Source organism: Sphingomonas sp. RS2018 (genome assembly GCF_054489605.1).
The window spans coordinates 71,450-91,207 of the sequence record NZ_JBTMWL010000003.1 but is presented as its reverse complement, the minus strand read 5'-3'; the positions used below and the strand labels follow the sequence as shown (position 1 = coordinate 91,207).

Genomic DNA, 19,758 nt, shown 5'->3' with positions numbered 1-19,758 from the left:
CCTTTTGCCCGAGCGGGGTCCCTTATGTATAGCCCCCGTCGATCATGGCGTCGCAGCATCCTCTCGATCCGGACCGGCCCCGCGCTCCCGACCGGGTGTCCGCGGACGCGGTGGAGCGGCCGATCGTGCTCGTCGGGCTGATGGGGGCGGGCAAGTCCACGGTCGGGCGGCGGCTGGCGCAGCGCCTGCACCTCGATTTCGTCGATGCCGATACCGAGATCGAGACGGCGGCGGGGATGACCGTGGCCGAGATCTTCGAGAAGTTCGGCGAGCCCTATTTCCGCGACGGCGAACGCCGCGTCATCGCCCGGCTGATCGACGGGCGGCGCAAGGTGATCGCGACGGGCGGCGGCGCGTTCATCAACGAGGAGACGCGCACGCTGATCCTGTCGGCGGCGACCGCGATCTGGCTCGACGCCGATCCCGCCGTGCTGGCCGAGCGCGTGCGGCGGCGCGACACCCGCCCGCTGCTGCGCGGGCGCGATCCGCATGCCGTGCTGACCGAACTCGCGCGGGTCCGCAATCCGTTCTACGCGATGGCGCCGATCCGCATTTCCAGCTTCCACACCCCCCACGACGTCACCGTCGCCGCCATCTGCAAGGCCCTGGGCATATGACCATCGTTCGCGTTCCGCTGTCCGATCGCTCTTACGATGTCGTGATCGAGACGGGGTTGCTGTCACGGGCGGCCGAATGGCTGCGACCGCTGGCGCGCGGGCGGCGCATGGCGATCGTGGCCGATGTGGCGGTGGCGCCTCACCTCGCGACCCTGCGCGGCGTGCTGGACGATGCGAGGGTGGAGACCGCGGTCATCGACCTGCCGTCGGGCGAGGCGACCAAGAGCTGGGCGCAGCTGGAGCGGCTGTGCGACGCGCTGATCGACCATGGCGTGGAGCGCGGCGACCATGTCGTCGCGCTCGGCGGCGGGGTGGTCGGCGACCTCGTCGGCTTCGCGTGCAGCATCGTGAAGCGCGGCTGCGGCTTCGTGCAGGTGCCGACCACCCTGCTGGCGCAGGTCGACTCGTCGGTCGGCGGCAAGACCGCGATCAACAGCCGGGCCGGCAAGAATCTGGTCGGCAGCTTCCACCAGCCCGCCCTCGTGCTGATCGACCCGCAGGTGCTCGACACGCTACCCCCCCGCGACGTCCGCGCCGGCTATGCCGAGGTCGTCAAATACGGCCTGATCGACGATCCCGCCTTCTTCGCGTGGTGCGAGGGCAACGCCGCCGCGCTGCTGGCCGGCGACCCGGCCGCGCGCGAACACGCCATCGCGACCTCGGTCGCGGCCAAGGCGCGCATCGTCGGCGAGGACGAGCGCGAGACGAGCGGACGACGGGCGCTGCTCAACCTCGGCCACACCTTCGGCCATGCGCTGGAGGCGGAGGCGGGCTTCTCCGACCGGCTGCTCCACGGTGAAGGCGTCGCGGCGGGGATGGCGCTGGCCTATGGCTTCTCGGCGGCGCAGGGGCTGTGCGCGGTGGAGGATGCCGGGCGGGTCGTGGCGCATCTGCGGGCGATCGGCCTGCCCCACGACCTCGCCAGTGCGGGCATCGACGCGAGCGGCGCGACTCTGGTCGGCCACATGCTGCACGATAAGAAGATGGATGCCGGCACCCTCCCCTTCCTGCTCACGCGCGGGATCGGCCGGACGTACCTCGACCGCACGGTCGATCTGGGCGCGGTGGAGGCGTATCTTGATGCCCAACAGCGTCGATAAGCGCGACCTGCCCACGAAGGTCTGCCCCGCCTGCGACCGCCCGTTTACGTGGCGCAAGAAATGGGCGCGGGACTGGGAGAGTGTGGTTTATTGCTCGGATGCTTGCCGACGGAAACGGTAGGGGGGAGCGACCGTGCAAGCCACACCCGCAAACCGTCACCCCGGACTTGTTCCGGGGTCCACCGGGCGGCCAACGATGCGCGTGAAAGTGACAGACAGCGCTCGCGGGCCAGTGGACCCCGGAACAAGTCCGGGGTGACGGAGGGGCTGACGAAGCATCGGCGTCAAAACGCGCTTCGTTCGTACTGAGCGAAGTCGAAGCACACCATGCCACGCGCCGCCGGGCGAGGGGAGCACGCACACCCCCCGTTCGGGCTGAGCTTGTCGAAGCCCTGCTCTTTCTTTCAGGCATCGCGCCCTGCGGCACGAAGAAGGGCAGCCCTTCGACAAGCTCAGGGCGAACGGAGGGGGATACGACCCGTTTGTGCTGATATTGTCGAAGCCCCGTTCTTCGACGTCGAACGCAGTGTTTGCGGCACGAACGGGAAAGCCAACTACCCCCGCGCCACCCAAGCCAGCCACGCCCATCCCCCGATCAACAGCGCTCCACCGATCGGCGTGACAGCCCCCAGCCATTTCGGCGCACCCTCCGCCATCGCGTAGAGCGTGCCGGCAAAGATCGCGCCGCCCGCGAGGAAGCACCACGCCGGCCCGCGCGCGCCCATTTGCAGCGCGACCAGCGCCGCGACGGCGTGGATGAGCTGGTACTGCGCGCCCGTGCGCAGCCACTCGGCCGCCTTGCCCTCCGCGCCATGCGCCCCGAACGCCCCCGCGGCGATCGACAGCGCACCCGACAATGCCGCCAGTATCGCGATCCAGTTCATTGCCTCAGCTCCTCGCTTCGATCATCCGCAACCCGTCTCCGTCGCCTTGCGCGGCGGCACGACATCGGCAGCGTCGCTCGCGACCGCGTCCGGATTGCGCTGCACCCAGCCGCCGGTTTCGGCCAGCACGCGGGCGCGGGCGGTCAGCATGTCGCCTTCCTCATACTGGATTTTCAGCCGTTCGCGGTCGCGGCGGCGGTAGAGGTCTTCGGTGCGGTCGATCTCGGCGGCGTCGACGCCGACCGCGGCCATCGCCTGTCGCGCCATGCGCACCGCCGAATCGAGCACTTCGCGCACCACGCCGGTGACGGCCGTCCCCTTCAGCTTCAGCAGGGCACGACGGTCGAAGGCACGCACGAAGATCGCCGCCTTCGGAAACGCCTCATGCACCGCCGCGACCAGGTCGGGGCCGATCTGGTCGCCGTCGATGCAGAACATGATGAGCTCGGCATCCGCCGCGCCCGCCTGACGCAGCATGTCGATGCGGGTGCCGTCGCCGTAATAGACCTTCGCGCCGAATTCGCCGGCGATGTCGATCATCTCGATATCAGTGTCGATCAGCGTCACCGGTATGCCCTGACCCAGCAGCATCTGGCCGACCGTCTGGCCGAAGCGGCCATAGCCGACGATCAGCGCGTTCGATCCGTCCGCCTGCGGGCCGTCGCGCTCCTCGCGCTTCAGCGGTTCGGCGCGGAAGCGGCGGGTAGCCATCATCAGGAACGGCGTGGTCGCCATCGACAGGGTGACGATCGCGCCGAACAGGCTGGCCGCCTCGGGCGCGATCAGCCACGCGTCCTTGGCCTGCGCGAACAGCACGAAGCCGAATTCGCCGCCCTGGCTCAGCAGCAGGCCGAGCGCCAGCGCCGGTCGCCACGGCGTGCGGAACAGGAGGGCAATGCCCATCACGATCGCCGCCTTCACCACGACCAGCGTCAGCGCCATCGTGACGACGAACACCGGCCGTTCGGCGATGGCGCCCAGATCGAGCATCATGCCGACGGCAAGGAAGAACAGGCCGAGCAGGATCGAACGGAACGGCTCGACATCCGCCTCCAGCTCGTGCCGGTAGGGCGAGTCGGCCAGCATCATGCCGGCGATGAACGCGCCCAGCGCCGCCGACAGCCCCAGCGCCTCCATCACCGCGGCGCTGGCGATGACGGTGAACAGTCCGGCGAACACGAACATCTCGCGCTCGCCCAGATTGCCGATCAGGCGGAACAGCGGGCGCAGCAGATAGCGGCCCGCCGCGATCAGCCCGACGATCGCGACGACGGTATAGACGAACAACAGCCAGCCCGGCGGCCCACCCGCGTCGGCGGGGTTGCGGCTCATCGCCGCGACGATGGTTATCATCGGGACGATCGACAGATCCTGAAACAACAGGATCGCAAAGGCGCGCTCGCCGAACGGCGTGCCCATCCGCCCCGCCGACTGCAGCATCGGCAGCACCTGCGCCGTCGACGACAAGGCGAGCGGCAGGCCCAGCGCGAGGGCCGCATAGGGGGAGAAGCGCGCGACCGTGAACAGGATCGCGGCGATGACGAGGCCGCAGGCGACGACCTGAAGGCCCCCGATCGCGAAGATGTCCTGCTTCATCCGCCACAGCCGCGACGGGTTCAGCTCCAGCCCGACGAGGAACAGCAGCAGGACGATGCCGAGTTCGGCGATGTCCATCTTGCCCTCCGCCCCGCCGACGAGGCCGAGGACGTGGGGACCGACCAGCGCGCCGGCGACGAGATAGCCGAGCGTCGCGCCCAGCCCGAACCGGCGGAAGATGAGCACGAAGACGAGCGCGAAGCCCAGCAGCGGCACCGCATCGTGCAGCAGGCTGGCGTCGGCGTGAGCGGCCTCGTTCATCGTGCCACCACCGTCGCGCCCGCATCCGCCGCGGCTTCTGCCGCCGCCTCGAACGCGAGCCGGATCGAGGCGTGGCGCGCGCTGTACGGCAAAGCGGGGGTGAACAGCTCGAGTTCGGGCCAGTCGGGCGGCGTATCGCGCTCACCCGCCAGCCACGCGGTCAGCGCATCGCGCGCCGCTGCCAGCTCGTCCGCCGACTTGCCGACGATGTTGGCGCCCAGCAACGCCGCCGATGCCTGTCCCAGCGCGCAGGCGCGGACCAGCAGGCCGACCGTGTCGACGCGACCGTCCGCGTCGACCGTCACATCGATCGTCACCCGGCTGCCGCACACCGGCGATCGCTTCTCGGACGTCGCCATCGGCTGCGGCAATCGCTCGTGATTCGGAATGGACGCCGCGAGGCGGAGGATACGGGCGTTGTAGAGCGGCGGGGTCACGTCGCACATGTAGGCGGGTGGGCGGGCGATTGGCACCCCCTCTATACCCAACGGATCGAACGGGGATGGTGGATTCCCAAACCCCCGCTACGCTCGCTCCCATGCTTGCCCTCGCCCTGCTCCCCGCTATCGCCGCGATCATGCCCGCGCAGTTGCTGACCTGGCCCGACCTGACGTCGCGGCCCAAACCGAAGGCCGATGCCACGATCAGCTACGGCCCCGACCAGATGCAGAAGGTCGACGTTTGGCTGCCCGCCGGCAAGGGGCCGCACCCGGTGGTGGTGATGGTCCACGGCGGCTGCTGGCAGACGGAGATCGCCGACCGCAGCCTGGTGAACTGGATCGCCGACGACCTGCGCCGCGACGGCATCGCAGTATGGAACATCGACTATCGCGGCGTCGATCGCACCGGCGGCGGCTATCCCGGCACCTTCGCCGATGCTGCAGCGGCGGCGGACCGGCTGCCGGCGCTGGCGAAGACCTACCACCTCGACACGCGCCGCATCGTCGCGGTCGGGCATAGCGCCGGCGGACATCTGGCGCTGTGGCTGGCGGGACGGCCGAAGCTGCCGAAGGACAGCGTGTTGCGCACCGCGCACCCATTGCGGATCGACCATGTCGTGTCGCTGGGCGGGCTGCCCGACCTGGAGGCGACCGCGAACAGCCCGGACAATGGTTGCGGCACCGAAGTCGTCGCGAAGCTGGTCGGCCCGCGAACGGATGGCGCGCGCGCCGATCCGTACGCCGACACCTCCGTCCCCCGCCTGCTGCCGCTGGGCGTCCGCCAGGATCTGGTGAACGGCCGCGAGGATCGCATCATCCCCTATCGCATGGCGACCGACTATGTCGCCGCCGCGACGAAGGCGGGGGACAGCGCGACGCTCACCACCGTGCCCGACACCGGGCATGTCGAGCTGGTCGCGCCCGAAAGCGGCGCGTGGGCGGCGACAAAGCGGCTGATCCTGGCGGCGCTGGCGCGGCGCTGATTCCCGCTTGACGCCTGCACCTATCGCGGGGGTAGGATATCGTATCGGACGGGGAGAGCGGGCGATGCGACGGATCGGTGTACTCGTGATGGCCGCCGCGCTGGCCAGCTGCGGCGCTCAGCAAGAGCGCGAAACCCCCGATGTCGAGGACTCGGCCGGCCCCGGCATCGCCGTCACCGCAGCACCCGGCGTCGCGTTCAACTATCGTTACGCGTTCCGCCTGCCCGCTCCGCGCATCGCCGCCACGCAGGAGGCGCATGCACAGGCGTGCGAGCGGCTGGGGATCGCGCGCTGCCGGATCACCGGCATGCGCTACACCGTGTCGGACGGCTACGGCATCGACGCGATGCTGTCGTTCAAGCTCGCCCCTGCTATCGCACGCGTATTTGGGCGGCAGGGCATCGTCGCGATCGAACAGGCCGAGGGCATGCTGACCGATGCGGAGATCACCGGCGTCGACGCCGGGCAGGCGATCGCGCGGGGCGAAAGCGACCGCAGCCGCATCGCGCAGGAGCGCGGGCGGATCGATACCGAGCTGGCCCGCCCCGGCATCGGCAGCGCCGCGCGTGCCGAACTGCTGCGCCAGCGCGCCACGCTCGACGAGAGCATCCGCGCCGCAACCGCAGAGGTCGCCGGCCAGCGCGAGACGCTGGCCAGCACGCCGATGACCTTCACCTATGCCTCCGGACAGGCGATCCGCGGGTTCGACGCGACATCGCCGTTCGCCCGCGCCGCCGATACCGCGATCGGATCGGTGCAGTGGACGCTGGCGGTGGTGCTCTGGCTGCTCGCCGCGCTCGTCCCGCCGGCGCTCGCCCTGCTGGTCGTGGTGCTGCTGTGGCGCCGCTTCGGTTCCGCTTTGAAGCGATGGTGGCTGCGCGAACGGGCCGCCGAGTAGTTTGCACGCCTTGCCCGCCTTCGATATAGGCCGGCCATCCCGCCCCGGCCGGCCGATCCGCCGCCGGGGCGAATCGTTTTGAAGGGCCCAGGTGCATGGTTCGTCGTCGCCAGATTTACGAAGGCAAGGCCAAGATCCTGTACGAGGGCCCTGAGCCCGGCACGCTGATCCAGTATTTCAAGGACGACGCGACCGCCTTCAACGCGCAGAAGAAGGGCACGATCAGCGGCAAGGGCGTGCTGAACAATCGGATTTCCGAGCATATCTTCACGCTGCTCGGCCATATCGGCATTCCGACGCACTTCATCCGCCGCCTGAACATGCGCGAGCAGTTGATCCGGCAGGTCGAGATCGTGCCGATCGAGGTCGTGGTGCGCAACGTCGCGGCGGGCTCGCTCAGCAAGAAGCTGGGGATCGAGGAGGGCACGCCCCTGCCCCGCACGATCGTCGAATATTACTACAAGGACGACGCGCTCGGCGATCCGATGATCTCGGAGGAACACGTTCTGTGCTTCGGCTGGGCGCAGCAGGACGAGCTGCACGACATGGCCGACATGGCCATTCGCATCAACGATTTCCTGTCGGGCCTGTTCGCGGGCATCGGCATCCGCCTGGTCGACTTCAAGCTGGAGTTCGGGCGGATCTGGGACAACGACTTCGGCCGCATCATCCTGGCGGACGAGATCAGCCCGGATGGCTGCCGCCTGTGGGACATGGCGACCAACGAGAAGCTGGACAAGGACCGCTTCCGCCGCGACCTGGGCGGCGAGGTGGAAGCCTATCAGGAGGTCGCACGCCGGCTGGGCCTGCTGCCCGAGGGCGCCGATTCGGCGGTGCTCGACCTCGAAAGCCACCGCAAGCGCCGCGGCAAGTAAGCGCCTGCCCGGCCGCGCAAATCGGCCGGGCTTTAGCCGCCTGTTAACCCTCTCCGGCTAGTCGTTCCCCGAAGACCTTCGAACGGGGAACGAACGACCATGCGTAGCTTGATCGCAGCACTGCCGCTGCTGGCCCTAACCGCCTGCGGCGGAGCAACCGGCCCGCAGAGCGTGGGCAGCGTCGCTCCGCCGGCAGGCACGGGATCGACCGGCGGCGCGACCGGAGGCACCGGCGGCGGCGTGACGACGGGCACCGGCGGCACGGGCACGGGTACTGGCACCACCGTGACCTCACCGGCGCATCTGCTCGACGTGACATCCGAAACGCGCTTCAACGCGGTCGGCGCGTTCCAGACGCTCGCCGTCAACGAAACCGGCGTCGCGAACCAGACCGGCCCGGTGCTGTATCAAGCCAATGCCAGCACCGTGCGCACGCCGTCCGGCACCGTCACCTACAGCCCGCGCGACGGCATCTTCACGGTCAGCTTCGTCGACGCCAAGGCCGGACTGAACACCAGCACGCTCAATTTCCAAGACCCCGGTCACCGCGCGGACAGCCCGGCGTGGGGCGTGCCCGTGCTGAACGATTTCAACTATATCCAGGTGGTGGGCGGGACGTACCGCGCGCCCTCGACGACCGCGACCACGGTCGATCTGGGTCGCGAGGATCGCATCACATTCTTCTACCAGCGTCCCGGCGCGCAGACCAAGTACGTGTCGCTCGCCGGCTATGTCCGCAACGCCTATGATCGCACCGCCGACGCGACGATCTTCAAGGCAGCGACCGAATCGACGTTCGAACGCGGCGCGATGGTGTTCGGTCAGGACACGCTGCGCTCGCAGATCCCGATCAGCGGCACCGGCACCTTCGAAGGCGGCCTGCTGGCGTCGATGGTCGTCAACACCTCGATCAGCAGCCGGACCCCCAATTATTTCCAGTGGATCACCGGCACCAGTTCGCTGACGTTCGATTTCAGCGCGCAGACCATGTCGATGCTGCTCACCGGCACCGTTTCGCCTGCCAACTACGGCGGACAGACGCTGGGCGACACCGCGACGGGCGTTCCGGGCGGATCGACCTTCCGCGCGGTCGGATCGGGCTCGATCAACCTCGTGTCGACGGGCGGCTTCACCGGCCGCTTCAGCAGCGTGACCTTCTCGAACACCAACGGGACGACGGTGCCGATCTACGACCAGGTCAATCCGAACAACAATGTCGCCGGCGCGAATTCGATCGACGGCACCTTCTATGGTCCCAACGCGGTCAACGTCGGCGGCAACTTCCGCATCGTGGGCGGCGTGCCGAACCAGCGCGTCGACATCCTCGGCGCCTTCACCGGCGCGAAGAAGTAGGGCGACGGCGTTACCGGGGGAATAGCGCGTGACGCCGTTTCGATCGACGCTGGCCCCACTGCTGGCCGGCATGCTGGCCGGCGGCCTGCCGGCCGCGGCGTACGCCGATCCCGCCGGGGCGGATTGCAGCTACGGCATCTGCCAGGTCCGGTTGACGCCCGAACAATTGCTGGCGCGCGCCGAGTCGCTGGTGGCGGAACGTCGCTTCGCAGAGGCGAAGCCGCTCATCCAGGCGCTCGAGCAGGCGACCGGCATGCTGCTGCCCAGCCGCTTTCTCGCCGGCTATTCCGCCGCGCAGCAGGGTGATTACGCCCGCGCGGCCGGCATCTACAAGGCGATTCTGGCCGACGATCCCGGCCAGACGCGCGTCCGCCTCGAGCTCGCGCACGCCATGCTTCAGCTCGGCCAGACCGCCAGCGCCGACCGGCAGTTCCGCATGGCGGAGCAGAGCGGCGAGTTGCCGCCCGATGTCGCCGCCGCGATCCGCGGGGTGCGTCAGGTCATCCGCTCGCGCCGCGCGTGGCGGTTCGATGTCGATGTCGGGATCGCGCCCGACAGCAACATCAACAACGCGACCGGCGCCAGCCAGATCGACCTCAACTTCGGCGACACCGTCCTGCCCGTCGATCTCGACGGCAACGCCCGCGCGCGCTCCGGCAACGGGCAGACCGCGACGATCTCGACCGGGCTGCGTTTGCCGTTCGGCGAGAACACGGCGCTGCTCGCCGGGGTCGACACCAACGGCACGAATTACGCCGGCAAGGCCTTCGACGACTATCTGTTCCAGACCAATGCCGGCGTCGAGCTTTCGCTGACGCCCACGAAAAGCGTCTCGCTGGAGGGCGTCGCGGCGCAGCGCTGGTTCGGCGGACACGTCGCCAGCCGCCAGTTCGGCGCGCGCATCGGCGGCCAGTTCGCGTTCGGCACGCGAAACCGACTTGGGCTCCAACTCGACAGCCGCCATACCGACGCGGCGTTCGACGCGAATTTCAGCGGTTGGCAGAGCGGTCTCTACGCGACCGGGGAACGTGCGATCGGGCGCAATCTGGTCGCCTCGCTCGGGGTGTTCGGCCGGCGCGACGCGCTCAGGTCGGACGCGTACTCGAACACCGAACTCGGCACGACACTGGGGCTGGGTGGCGAGCTGCCGTTCGGCATCAACTTCGGGGTGAGCGGCAGCGTCAGCCGCGCGACCTTCGACGCGGCGATGCCGCTCTTCTCGACCGACCCGCGTCGCGACTGGCGCTACAACGCGCGCGTGACGGTGGGAAACCGCAAGCTGCGCGTGCTCGGCTTCTCGCCGCAGATGACGCTCAGCTATGCGCGCAACAGTTCGACCGTGCGGTTCTTCACCACCGACCGCCTGCGCCTGCGCTTCGCGGTGGCACGCTATTTCTGAGCCGCGATAGACCCGTCACCCCGGACCTGTTGCGACGCCCCCACCCCGTTCGTACTGAGCTTGTCGAAGCACTGTCCTTCCTCGTGCCGCCGGGCGCGAGGCCTGGAAAGAAGGGCAGTGCTTCGACAGGCTCAGCACGAACGGGATGGAGAATCCTTGCCGCCCCGCCCCCCATTCGGCATAGGCACGCGCAATTCCCGCCTCCCCCGAAAGGCCCGCCCATGAAGCTGCGTATCGTCGTCACGTTGAAGCCGGGCGTGCTCGACCCGCAGGGCAAGGCGATCGAGCAGGCGCTGTCGGGTCTGGGTTTCGGCGGGGTGGACAGCGTGCGCGCCGGCAAGATCTTCGAAATGGAGGTCGCCGACGACACGTCGGATGCCGCGGTCGACGAGATGTGCCGCAAGCTGCTCGCCAACACCGTCGTCGAAAACTACCGCATCGAGCGCGCGGCATGAAGGCCGCGGTCGTCGTCTTTCCGGGATCGAACTGCGACCGCGATCTAGCCGTGGCGATCCGCGACGTCGGCGGCACCGCGCCGGCCATGGTGTGGCACGGCGACAGCGACCTGCCCGACGGCCTCGACCTGATCGCGCTGCCCGGCGGCTTCTCCTACGGCGACTATCTGCGCTGCGGCGCGATCTCGGCGCGCTCGCCGGTCATGCGCGCGGTCGTCGCGGCGGCGGAGCGCGGCGTGCCGGTCCTGGGCGTGTGCAACGGGTTCCAGGTGCTGACCGAATCGGGCCTGCTGCCCGGCGCGCTGATGCGCAACGCGGGGCTGGACTTCGTGTGCCGCGACGTGCCGCTGGTCGTCGCCAACGCCGACAGCCTGTTCACGCGCGGCTATGACGAGGGTCAGCGCATCACCGTCCCGGTCGCGCACCACGACGGCAATTACTTCGCCGACGACGCGACGCTCGACCGGCTGGAGGGTGAGGGGCGCGTCGCGTTCCGATACGGCGCGGACGTCAACGGCTCGGCCCGCGGCATCGCCGGCATCCTGAACGACCGCGGCAACGTGCTCGGCATGATGCCGCACCCGGAGCGCCGCATCGAAGCGGCGCATGGCGGGACGGACGGACGGCGGCTGTTCGAGAGCCTTGTACAGGGCGCGTTGGCGACAGCTTGATCGCCGCTCAAACCCGCGCGCGAAACGGCGTGAAGTCCGTACTCCGGTCGAACACATCCACCCCCTCGCGCCGCTTGAGCCAGCCGACCACAGCATAGGTGAACGGCGTCAGCAGCACCTCCCACAATGTCTTCAGCACGAACTGGCTGACGACGACCTGCGCGATCTGTTCGCCGGTCCAGCCGGTCGCACCCCAGAACGCGAGCGGGTAGAAGATCACGCTATCGAATGCCTGCCCGACGATCGTCGAGCCGATCGTGCGCGACCACAGATGGCGCCCGCCGGTCCAGACCTTCATCCGCGCCAGCACCACGCTGTTGGCGAACTCCCCGACCCAGAACGCGATCATCGAGGCGAAGACGATCCGCCACGTCGCGCCGAACACCGCCTCGTACGCGCCCTGCCCCTCCCAGCCCGCGGCAGGTGGCAGCGCGACGACGACCCACGCCATCACCGCCATGAACAGCAGCGCGGCGAAGCCGGTCCAGATCACCCGCCGCGCCCGCGCGAAGCCATAGACCTCGGTCAGCACGTCGCCGATGATGTAACTCAAAGGAAAGAACAGGATGCCCGCGCCGAACGACCACGCGCCGATCCCCGGCAGGTCGATCGCCGCGCGCTTGGCCGCACCGATCAAGTTCGACAGCAGTAGGATGGCGACGAACGCCGCCATCACCAGATCATAATAGCGAAACGCGCCCGCCGACATCGCATCGGCATCGGTCGCGACTGGCTGGTCCCCTTCGTTCATGCGCGCGGTTATGATCGCGGTTTGACGCGCCGACAATCCGCGCTAACGAATGCGTGTCCGCGCCCGTAGCTCAGCTGGATAGAGCAAGGAGCTTCTACCTCCTCGGTCGGGGGTTCGAATCCCTCCGGGCGCGCCATTCCACATCCCGTCACCCACGCGGTTAGCGGATTCGCAACCATATCGCGCGACACTTCCGCGCGTGGTTTCCGACGCGCCGATCAGACAATCACGCGGCCAGTCGAGCGATACGCGCGGTGAAATAACGGAACCAAGTGGCTGAAAACACTCGACGGGAATGCTATATGACGGTCTCCCGACAACGACGACGGACGGACTGGATGCTGGACACGGCGGCTGGCGCGAATTCGCGACGGGCCTTTCTCAAATCGACGATCGTGATGGGCAGCGTCATGCTGATGCCCGGCTGCGCACAGCAGATCGCCAAGGTCGCCGACGTGCATCCCGCTCCTCCGCCACCGCCCATCGCGGTGCCCGTGCCCGCGCAGGTCGCCGTCCGTCCCACAGCCCCGCTCGGTGTCCGGCCCGAGATCTTTCATCGCGCGCTTGCATCGCTCGACCAGCATCGCGGCACGATCGCGCGGGCTGACCGGATCGCCATCGCCGATTTTTCGGTATCGTCGTCGGAGCCGCGCTTCCATCTCGTCGACCTGACCGACGGCACGACGACCTCGCTGCTCGTCGCGCACGGCAGTGGGTCCGATCCGGCGCACACCGGCTGGCTGCAACGATTCTCGAACGTCGATGGATCGAACGCGTCGAGCGAAGGCGCCTTCCTCGCCAGCAACTATTATATCGGCAAGCACGGCCGGTCGCAGCGGCTGATCGGGCTCGATCCGACCAACGACAAGGCGCTCGATCGCGCGATCGTCGTTCACGGCGCCTGGTATTCGAACCAGGACATGCTGGCGACGCACGGCAAGCTCGGCCGCAGCCAGGGCTGTTTCGCGGTGGGCGAGAACACGTTGCAGACCGTGTTCGACGTGCTGGGCGAAGGCCGGATGATCTACGCCGCCAAGGCGTGATCCGACCTGCTCGTACCCCGGCGAAGGCTGAGGCTTGGACACGACCGATCTCCGCAACGCGTTAGCCGACCGTAACTGGGCCCCGGCCTTGGGGGCACGATGTGCGTAGGCCTCGCGGGCGAAACCGCTTCCAACATCTTCGATGGCTCCGATCCCCGGATTGCGTCACTATGGCGCATCGGTCGGGCACATGCCCGCCATAGGGGAGAGGATATGTTCAGCCACGTCATGCTGGGCGCCGACGATATCGATGCGTCGAAGGCGTTCTACGATGCGACCATCCAGGCGCTCGGCGGGCGCGCCGGGCGGGCCGACGACAAGGGACGCGTCGCCTGGATGCACGGCGGCGGCGTTTTCATGCTGTCGCGCCCGATCGACGGGCAGCCGGCGTGCCACGCCAACGGCGGCACGGTCGGCTTCGCGGCAGCGTCCCCGGAGATGGTGGACGCCTGGCATGCGGCCGGGCTGGCAGCAGGCGGCACGGCGATCGAAGATCCGCCCGGCAAGCGCTCGAACGCGTTCGGATCGCTGTACCTCGCCTATCTGCGCGATCCCACCGGCAACAAGGTCTGCGCGACGCATCGGATGCCGGCCGCCTGACGAAAAACCACCGGGAACCTCGCTGGCTCCCGGTGGCTGATATCTTAAGCCGCCGCCTTAGCCCGGCTGGCGCGCTTGCGGTCGTGCGGGTCGAGATAGCGCTTGCGCAAGCGGATCGACTTCGGCGTCACCTCGACCATCTCGTCGTCATCGATGTAGGCGATGGCCTGCTCCAGCGTCATCTTCTTGGGTGGCGTCAGGCGGATCGCATCGTCCTTGCCGCCCGATGCGCGGAAGTTGGTCAGCTGCTTCGCCTTCATCGGATTGACCTCGAGGTCATCCGTCTTGGCGTTCTCGCCGATCACCATGCCCTCGTACAGGGCCTCGCCGTGGCCGACGAACAGGATGCCACGATCCTCCAGCGGGCCGAGCGCATAGCTGTTCGCCTCGCCCGCGCCGTTGGAGATCAGCACGCCGTTCTTGCGGCCCTCGATATTGCCCTTGTGGGGGCCGTACTTCTCGAACAGCCGGTTCATGATGCCGGTGCCGCGGGTGTCCGACAGGAATTCGCCGTGATAGCCGATCAGGCCGCGCGAGGGTGCGGAGAAGGTGATGCGCGTCTTGCCGCCACCCGAGGGGCGCATGTCGGTCATCTCGCCCTTGCGCAGGTTCATCTTCTCGACGACCGTGCCCGAATGCTCTTCGTCCACGTCGATGACGACGGTTTCGTAGGGCTCTTCCTTCTTGCCGTTTTCGTCCTCACGGAACAGCACGCGCGGGCGGCTGATGCCGAGTTCGAAGCCCTCGCGGCGCATCGTTTCGATCAGCACGCCGAGCTGAAGCTCGCCGCGGCCCGCGACTTCGAAGCTGTCCTTGTCGGCCGCCTCGGTCACCTTGATCGCGACGTTCGATTCGGCTTCGCGGAACAGGCGGTCGCGGATCATGCGGCTCGTCACCTTGCTGCCCTCGCGGCCCGCCATCGGCGAATCGTTGACCGCGAAGCGCATCGACAGCGTCGGCGGATCGATCGGCTGCGCGTGCAGCGGCTCGGTGACGCTGACATCGCAGATGGTGTTCGACACGGTCGCGACCGTCAGACCGGCGAGGCTGATGATATCGCCCGCATTGGCTTCGTCGGTCGGCACGCGCTCCAGCCCGCGGAACGTCATGATCTTCGACGCGCGGCCCGTCTCGACGACGTTGCCGTCGTTGTCGAGCGCGTGGATCGGCATGTTGGTCTTGACCGAGCCCGAGAACACCAGACCGGTCAGGATGCGGCCTAGGAAGTTGTCGCGGTCGAGCAGGGTGACGAGGAACTTGAACGGACCGTCCGGATCGGCCGAGGGCGCCGGCACGTGGCTGACGATCTTCTCGAACAGCGGGCGCAGCGTGCCCTCGCGCAGGGTCGGATCCTCGTTGGCATAGCCGTTGCGGCCCGAGGCGTAGAGCACGGGGAAGTCGAGCTGCTCGTCGGTCGCTTCCAGGCTGACGAACAGGTCGAACACCTCGTCCAGCACTTCCTGAATGCGCTCGTCGGGGCGATCGACCTTGTTCACGACGACGATCGGCTTCAGGCCCAGCGCCAGCGCCTTGCCGGTCACGAACTTCGTCTGCGGCATCGCGCCTTCCGACGAATCGACCAGCAGAACGACGCCGTCGACCATCGACAGGATGCGCTCCACCTCGCCGCCGAAGTCGGCGTGGCCGGGCGTGTCGACGATGTTGATCCGCGTGCCTTCCCAATCGATCGAGGTCGGCTTGGCGAGGATCGTGATCCCGCGCTCCTTCTCAAGATCGTTCGAATCCATCGCGCGCTCTTCGATGCGCTGGTTGTCTCGGAACGTGCCCGACTGGCGGAACAGCTGGTCGACGAGCGTGGTCTTGCCGTGATCGACGTGCGCGATGATGGCGATATTGCGGAGTTGCATGTATATTCCTGAACGAACGCGCGCGACGGTGCAGCGACGAAACGTTGGCGCCCCTAGCGCATTTGCTGCGTTGCGGGAAGGGTGGTCAGCTTTGGAAGGCCTCGGGACCGATATCGCGCGACGCGTGGAGGATGCAGACGATCGCCACGCCATCGGGCAATGGCCGGTAGAAGATCACGTAACGGCCAACAACGACGCTACGTAAATCGACGCCGAGCTTGTCTCGTGCCTGACCCGTCAGCGGCAGGGCGGCAAGCGACTCGATGCGACGGTTAAAGCGCTCGAGCAGTCGATCGGCCGCCACGACGTCATGGATTGCGACGTACAGCCAGACATCGACGGCATCGTCGCGCGCCTCCGGGCTTCGAACGATCGTCGACATCAGGGTCGCTGCGCCAGACGCTCCCGACCCAGACGCTTTATCTCATCAACATCCCACACCTCGCTCGGCCCGCTGTCCAGTCCCTCCTGAATCAGTTCGCGCAACCGCTGCATCGGCAGGCCGGTTTCGTCGTCGATCGCATCGGGGTCTTCCAGAACGATATGATCACCGTTGCGGATCACCCGAACCGCATTCCCCTCGAAACCCAGCCCCTCGGGCAGCACGAGCGACTGCCCCTCCGCCGTCCGGGTAATCTTGACGATCGCGTTCATGGCCTGCCTCGCTGCGCCGTGTTCCGGCAATATATCGCCCGCCCCCGCTCCACGCCAGCACGGCTTGATCGCAACCGGCAGCGTATTATCTGAGCGATACACTTGAACCGACTTGCGAAGCCCGGCATTGCTGGCGGCACGGATTTGGAGACTTCCCCCGATGGCGACGACCTCGACCGACACGCTGACCGCCGAACCGACCCTGACGCTAACCCCGCCCGATCCGGTGCCGAGCGTACAGGTCGAGAAGGCGGCGGGGCTGGTCCCCGTCGATCCGGGCACACGGTCGAAGCTGGAGGAGCGCGTCGACACCTTCGTGACCGATCTGGTCGCGCAGGACGTGAACTCGCCCGAATTCGGCAAGCGCGTCGATGCCATCACCGCGATGGGCGCGCGCGAGATTCGGGAAGCCGCGGGCCAGTCGAACCGCTTCCTCGACCGGCCGGTCAAGGCGATGGACAAGGATTCGGGCGTCGGCGCCGACCTCGCCGCCTTGCGCCGCGTGATCGAGGATCTCGATCCCGGCAAGCAGGGCAATCTGATGACGTCCAAGAAGCTGTTCGGGATCATCCCGTTCGGCAACAAGATGCGCGACTATTTCGACGGCTACAAATCGTCGCAGGGCCATATCTCGACCATCCTGAAGAGCCTCGCCTCGGGCAAGGACGAGCTGCTGATGGACAATGCCGCGATCGACGTGGAGCGGCAGAACCTCTGGGCCTCGATGGGGCGGCTGGAGCAGATGATCCATCTGTCGAAGACGATGGACACCGCGCTGGAGGAGAAGGCCAACGACCTCGACCACAGCGAACCGGCCAAGGCCAAGGCGATCCGCGAGACGGCGCTGTTTTACACCCGCCAGCGCACGCAGGACCTGCTGACCCAGATGGCGGTGACGGTGCAGGGCTATCTGGCGCTCGATCTGGTCAAGAAGAACAATGTCGAGCTGGTGAAGGGCGTCGATCGCGCCAGCACCACGACGGTCGGCGCGCTGCGCACCGCCGTCACCGTCGCGCAGGCGCTGACCAACCAGCGGCTCGTGCTCGAACAGATCACCGCGCTCAACACCACGACCGCGAACATCATCGATTCGACCGGCAAGCTGCTAAAGTCGCAGACCGCGACCATCCACGAACAGGCCGCCGCATCGACCATCCCGATCGAGACGCTGCAACGCGCGTTCCAGAACATCTACGACACGATGGACACCATCGACACCTTCAAGCTGAAGGCGCTGGACAGCATGAAGACGACCGTCACGACACTGTCGAACGAAATCGAGAAGTCAAAGGGCTATATCGCCCGCGCGGAGGGGCAGTCGCAAGCGTCGCTGTCGGGTCCGTCGTCGGCGGATACGTTCAAGCTGGAGGCGCTTTGATCCCGTGACCGAGGTCGACGACCAGATCATCCGCGCGTCGGAAATGCTCGACCGCACCCGCGCCAACGGCCGCGGCGCCTCGACGCGCAGCCGCAAGCGCCGCGAGGCCGAGGTGATGCGCCGGCTGGGGCGGATCGCGGTGGTCGATGTCGCGATCCTGATCGTCGCGGTCGTCGTCGGCTTCTTCATTCCGCTTGGTATGTTCGGCGCGCTTGCCGTGATGGCGCTGCTGATCGCCGCCACTGTCATCCTGGCGGCGGCACCGGTCGATCGCGCGGTGGAGGCCGAGACGCTGCCAAGCGTGCCGTTGCGCGCGTTGCCGCTCCAGACCGAGGCTTGGCTGGACCGCCAGCGCCCTGCCCTGCCCGCACCCGCGCAGAGCTTGGTCGACGCGATCGGCGTCCGGCTGGAGACGCTGGCACCGCAGCTGACCGCGCTCGACGATGGTGCGCCGACCGCGATCGAAGTGCGCAAGCTGGTCGGCGAACAGCTCCCCGAACTGGTGAAGGGCTACGCTCGCGTCCCCGAGCCGCTGCGCCGCGTGCCCCGCAACGGCCGTACGCCCGACGACCAGCTGGTCGATGGCCTGCGCGTGATCGAGGCCGAGATCGGCGACATGACCGCTGCTCTCGCGCAAGGCGACATCGACCTGCTCGCGACGCGTGAGCGGTTCCTGCAGATCAAGTATCGTGAGGATGGGGTTGAGGGGTAGGCTGGGTGTGGGTGGGCAACACCCTTCCCGGGTCGTCATTCTCGCGAAGGCGGGAATATATTGCCGCTGACTTACGTGGTCACCCCAACGGTATCGTCAATCGATTCCCGCCTTCGCGGGAATGACGGGGCGGCGTTATCAAACGCACCGTGCTCCCGCGGAGGCGGGAGCCCAGGGTTAAACGCGCAACACTCGTGACCCCGGGCTCGCGCGTCGCGCGAGCGTAGGGGGCGGGCATCCCTCAATACCCGCCCCGCTCCACCGCCACGCCGTCGGACGAGTCGCGATACCCCCGACCCGCCGCCCGCCGTGGCGTCTCCTCGGATTGCATGCGCAATCCGAGGGCGCCCGCTTAGAACGGTGCCGTGATCGAGAACACGACCTGCGGCCCGGCGATCGGTCCGCCGTCCTTGGTCGAGCTGAAGTTCGGCAGAAGGTATGCACTTTCCGACCGCGAGATGTCGGTGTCGACATAGGCCGCGCCCAGCACGATCGGGCCGAGGGCCACGTCGGCGCCCAGGGACCAGTCCCAATACTTGCCTGTCGGCGCGACGCTGGTGCCGTTCGGCCCCAGACCGGGGTTGCCGTCCGAATAGCCGATGTGCGCCTTCAGCGTCAGCGGCGTCGACGGCAGCGCCGAGGAGAAATCGCCCCACAGGTACAGATTATCCTCGGACTGGCCGCGGCTCTGCGGCGTAGCGGAGAAGTTGCCGAGCGCCTCCTGCTTCGGCGCATAGGCGACGCCCGCCAGCGCGCTTACCGGGCCGACCGTGCCGCTGAGCTTGGCGTAAGGCTCGAAGAAGTCGGTGTTATCGGCACCGCCTGGATAGGTGTACCACGTCACGCCGACGTCCAGCGCACCGCCCTCGCTAACCGGGAATTTGTAGCCGGCGATCAGGTCGAGCTCGAGGTTCGGCCCGCCAAAGGTGCCCCAACCGCCGAGGTTCGAACCCCAAGTGGCGATATAGGCGCCGCTTTCGTGCGTGACGGTGAAGCCGCCCTGCACGGCGATCTCCTCGTCGCTCTGCGACACGCCGCGGAAGCGGTAGTCCGATACGACGGCGACGCTGCCCGATACGGTGATCGGCTTGGGGGGGGCGGTGTCCTGCGCGGTGGCGCCGGTGCTGGACAGGACGACCGCGAGCGCGGCCGTAGCGAACAACTGGAACTTCATCTGCGTATCCTCGAACGGGATGTGGAGCGAAGTTCTTCCTGGGACG

22 protein-coding genes and 1 tRNA gene are annotated in these 19,758 nt (G+C 67.7%); 15 read left to right on the top strand and 8 right to left on the bottom strand.

The genetic code is table 11. The features are described from left to right. Window positions 1–44 precede the first annotated feature (44 nt). From ACX40P_RS09705 to ACX40P_RS09695, 3 genes are read left to right on the top strand one after another with little or no spacing between them, the layout of a single operon-like run. Window positions 45–617, top strand: coding sequence for a shikimate kinase (locus tag ACX40P_RS09705; protein ID WP_459126138.1), 573 nt, complete (start codon window positions 45–47; stop codon window positions 615–617). Continuing rightward, window positions 614–1,717, top strand: a complete 1,104-nt coding sequence (gene aroB, locus ACX40P_RS09700) for a 3-dehydroquinate synthase (protein WP_459126137.1) — start codon at window positions 614–616, stop codon at window positions 1,715–1,717. Before ACX40P_RS09705 ends, aroB begins: the two co-directional genes overlap by 4 nt. Next, window positions 1,698–1,838 (top strand): DUF2256 domain-containing protein, encoded by a 141-nt coding sequence (locus tag ACX40P_RS09695; protein WP_459126136.1) that lies wholly within the window; start codon window positions 1,698–1,700, stop codon window positions 1,836–1,838. Before aroB ends, ACX40P_RS09695 begins: the two co-directional genes overlap by 20 nt. Window positions 1,839–2,271: 433 nt before the next feature. On the opposite strand, the gene ACX40P_RS09690 is transcribed toward ACX40P_RS09695, so the two are convergent. The 3 genes from ACX40P_RS09690 to ACX40P_RS09680 are packed head-to-tail and all read right to left on the bottom strand — an operon-like array spanning window position 2,272 to window position 4,904. Then, the gene (locus ACX40P_RS09690) at window positions 2,272–2,601 is read right to left on the bottom strand and encodes a DUF423 domain-containing protein (protein ID WP_459126135.1); all 330 of its coding nucleotides are present in this window, start codon (window positions 2,599–2,601) and stop codon (window positions 2,272–2,274) included. A 21-nt stretch (window positions 2,602–2,622) separates the two neighbouring features. Continuing rightward, window positions 2,623–4,458 carry a cation:proton antiporter domain-containing protein gene (locus ACX40P_RS09685; protein WP_459126134.1) on the bottom strand — a complete coding sequence of 612 codons (1,836 nt, stop codon included), beginning with the start codon at window positions 4,456–4,458 and terminating at the stop codon, window positions 2,623–2,625. Next, window positions 4,455–4,904 (bottom strand): iron-sulfur cluster assembly scaffold protein, encoded by a 450-nt coding sequence (locus ACX40P_RS09680; protein ID WP_459126645.1) that lies wholly within the window; start codon window positions 4,902–4,904, stop codon window positions 4,455–4,457. Before ACX40P_RS09680 ends, ACX40P_RS09685 begins: the two co-directional genes overlap by 4 nt. Before the next feature lie 92 nt (window positions 4,905–4,996). Here ACX40P_RS09680 and ACX40P_RS09675 point away from each other — a divergent pair, with 92 nt between their 5' ends. The 7 genes from ACX40P_RS09675 (at window position 4,997) to purQ (ending at window position 11,532) form a co-directional block, all read left to right on the top strand. Then, window positions 4,997–5,881 (top strand): alpha/beta hydrolase family protein, encoded by an 885-nt coding sequence (locus ACX40P_RS09675; RefSeq protein ID WP_459126133.1) that lies wholly within the window; start codon window positions 4,997–4,999, stop codon window positions 5,879–5,881. Between the two features lie 64 nt (window positions 5,882–5,945). After that, complete coding sequence (locus tag ACX40P_RS09670; protein ID WP_459126132.1) at window positions 5,946–6,779, top strand: hypothetical protein; 834 nt, start codon at window positions 5,946–5,948, stop codon at window positions 6,777–6,779. 95 nt (window positions 6,780–6,874) lie between these two features. Next, window positions 6,875–7,654, top strand: coding sequence for a phosphoribosylaminoimidazolesuccinocarboxamide synthase (gene purC, locus ACX40P_RS09665; protein ID WP_459126131.1), 780 nt, complete (start codon window positions 6,875–6,877; stop codon window positions 7,652–7,654). Window positions 7,655–7,753: 99 nt separating this feature from the next. After that, window positions 7,754–9,007, top strand: coding sequence for a HupA family protein (locus ACX40P_RS09660; protein WP_459126130.1), 1,254 nt, complete (start codon window positions 7,754–7,756; stop codon window positions 9,005–9,007). Window positions 9,008–9,035: 28 nt separating this feature from the next. Next, window positions 9,036–10,406 carry a surface lipoprotein assembly modifier gene (locus tag ACX40P_RS09655; RefSeq protein WP_459126129.1) on the top strand — a complete coding sequence of 457 codons (1,371 nt, stop codon included), beginning with the start codon at window positions 9,036–9,038 and terminating at the stop codon, window positions 10,404–10,406. 221 nt (window positions 10,407–10,627) lie between these two features. Then, window positions 10,628–10,861, top strand: coding sequence for a phosphoribosylformylglycinamidine synthase subunit PurS (gene purS / locus ACX40P_RS09650; protein WP_459126128.1), 234 nt, complete (start codon window positions 10,628–10,630; stop codon window positions 10,859–10,861). Further along, window positions 10,858–11,532 (top strand): phosphoribosylformylglycinamidine synthase subunit PurQ, encoded by a 675-nt coding sequence (gene purQ / locus ACX40P_RS09645; protein ID WP_459126127.1) that lies wholly within the window; start codon window positions 10,858–10,860, stop codon window positions 11,530–11,532. Before purS ends, purQ begins: the two co-directional genes overlap by 4 nt. 7 nt (window positions 11,533–11,539) lie before the next feature. Here purQ and ACX40P_RS09640 read toward each other — a convergent pair whose 3' ends face one another. After that, window positions 11,540–12,283, bottom strand: a complete 744-nt coding sequence (locus ACX40P_RS09640) for a queuosine precursor transporter (protein WP_459126126.1) — start codon at window positions 12,281–12,283, stop codon at window positions 11,540–11,542. Window positions 12,284–12,342: 59 nt separating this feature from the next. Here ACX40P_RS09640 and ACX40P_RS09635 point away from each other — a divergent pair. From ACX40P_RS09635 to ACX40P_RS09625, 3 genes are all read left to right on the top strand, one after another. Then, window positions 12,343–12,419 (top strand) — tRNA-Arg (locus tag ACX40P_RS09635). 202 nt (window positions 12,420–12,621) lie between these two features. Continuing rightward, complete coding sequence (locus ACX40P_RS09630; protein WP_459126125.1) at window positions 12,622–13,326, top strand: murein L,D-transpeptidase catalytic domain family protein; 705 nt, start codon at window positions 12,622–12,624, stop codon at window positions 13,324–13,326. A 213-nt stretch (window positions 13,327–13,539) separates the two neighbouring features. Beyond that, a complete protein-coding gene (locus ACX40P_RS09625) occupies window positions 13,540–13,926 on the top strand; it encodes a VOC family protein (protein WP_459126124.1) in 387 nt (128 codons plus the stop codon). Between the two features lie 44 nt (window positions 13,927–13,970). On the opposite strand, the gene typA is transcribed toward ACX40P_RS09625, so the two are convergent. The 3 genes from typA to ACX40P_RS09610 form a co-directional block, all read right to left on the bottom strand. After that, a complete protein-coding gene (gene typA / locus ACX40P_RS09620; RefSeq protein WP_459126123.1) occupies window positions 13,971–15,794 on the bottom strand; it encodes a translational GTPase TypA in 1,824 nt (607 codons plus the stop codon). 85 nt (window positions 15,795–15,879) lie between these two features. Then, complete coding sequence (locus tag ACX40P_RS09615; RefSeq protein ID WP_459126122.1) at window positions 15,880–16,176, bottom strand: type II toxin-antitoxin system RelE/ParE family toxin; 297 nt, start codon at window positions 16,174–16,176, stop codon at window positions 15,880–15,882. After that, window positions 16,176–16,448, bottom strand: coding sequence for a hypothetical protein (locus tag ACX40P_RS09610; protein ID WP_459126121.1), 273 nt, complete (start codon window positions 16,446–16,448; stop codon window positions 16,176–16,178). Before ACX40P_RS09610 ends, ACX40P_RS09615 begins: the two co-directional genes overlap by 1 nt. A 160-nt stretch (window positions 16,449–16,608) precedes the next feature. On the opposite strand from ACX40P_RS09610, the gene ACX40P_RS09605 reads away from it, so the two are divergent. Both ACX40P_RS09605 and ACX40P_RS09600 read left to right on the top strand, forming a co-directional pair. Next, entirely contained in the window at window positions 16,609–17,826 is a 1,218-nt protein-coding gene (locus ACX40P_RS09605; RefSeq protein WP_459126120.1) for a toxic anion resistance protein, read from the top strand. A gap of 4 nt (window positions 17,827–17,830) precedes the next feature. Further along, complete coding sequence (locus ACX40P_RS09600; RefSeq protein ID WP_459126119.1) at window positions 17,831–18,538, top strand: hypothetical protein; 708 nt, start codon at window positions 17,831–17,833, stop codon at window positions 18,536–18,538. 352 nt (window positions 18,539–18,890) lie between these two features. Here the strand turns inward: ACX40P_RS09600 and ACX40P_RS09595 are convergent, their stop codons facing one another. After that, the gene (locus ACX40P_RS09595) at window positions 18,891–19,712 is read right to left on the bottom strand and encodes a TorF family putative porin (RefSeq protein ID WP_459126644.1); all 822 of its coding nucleotides are present in this window, start codon (window positions 19,710–19,712) and stop codon (window positions 18,891–18,893) included. Window positions 19,713–19,758: the final 46 nt, after the last annotated feature.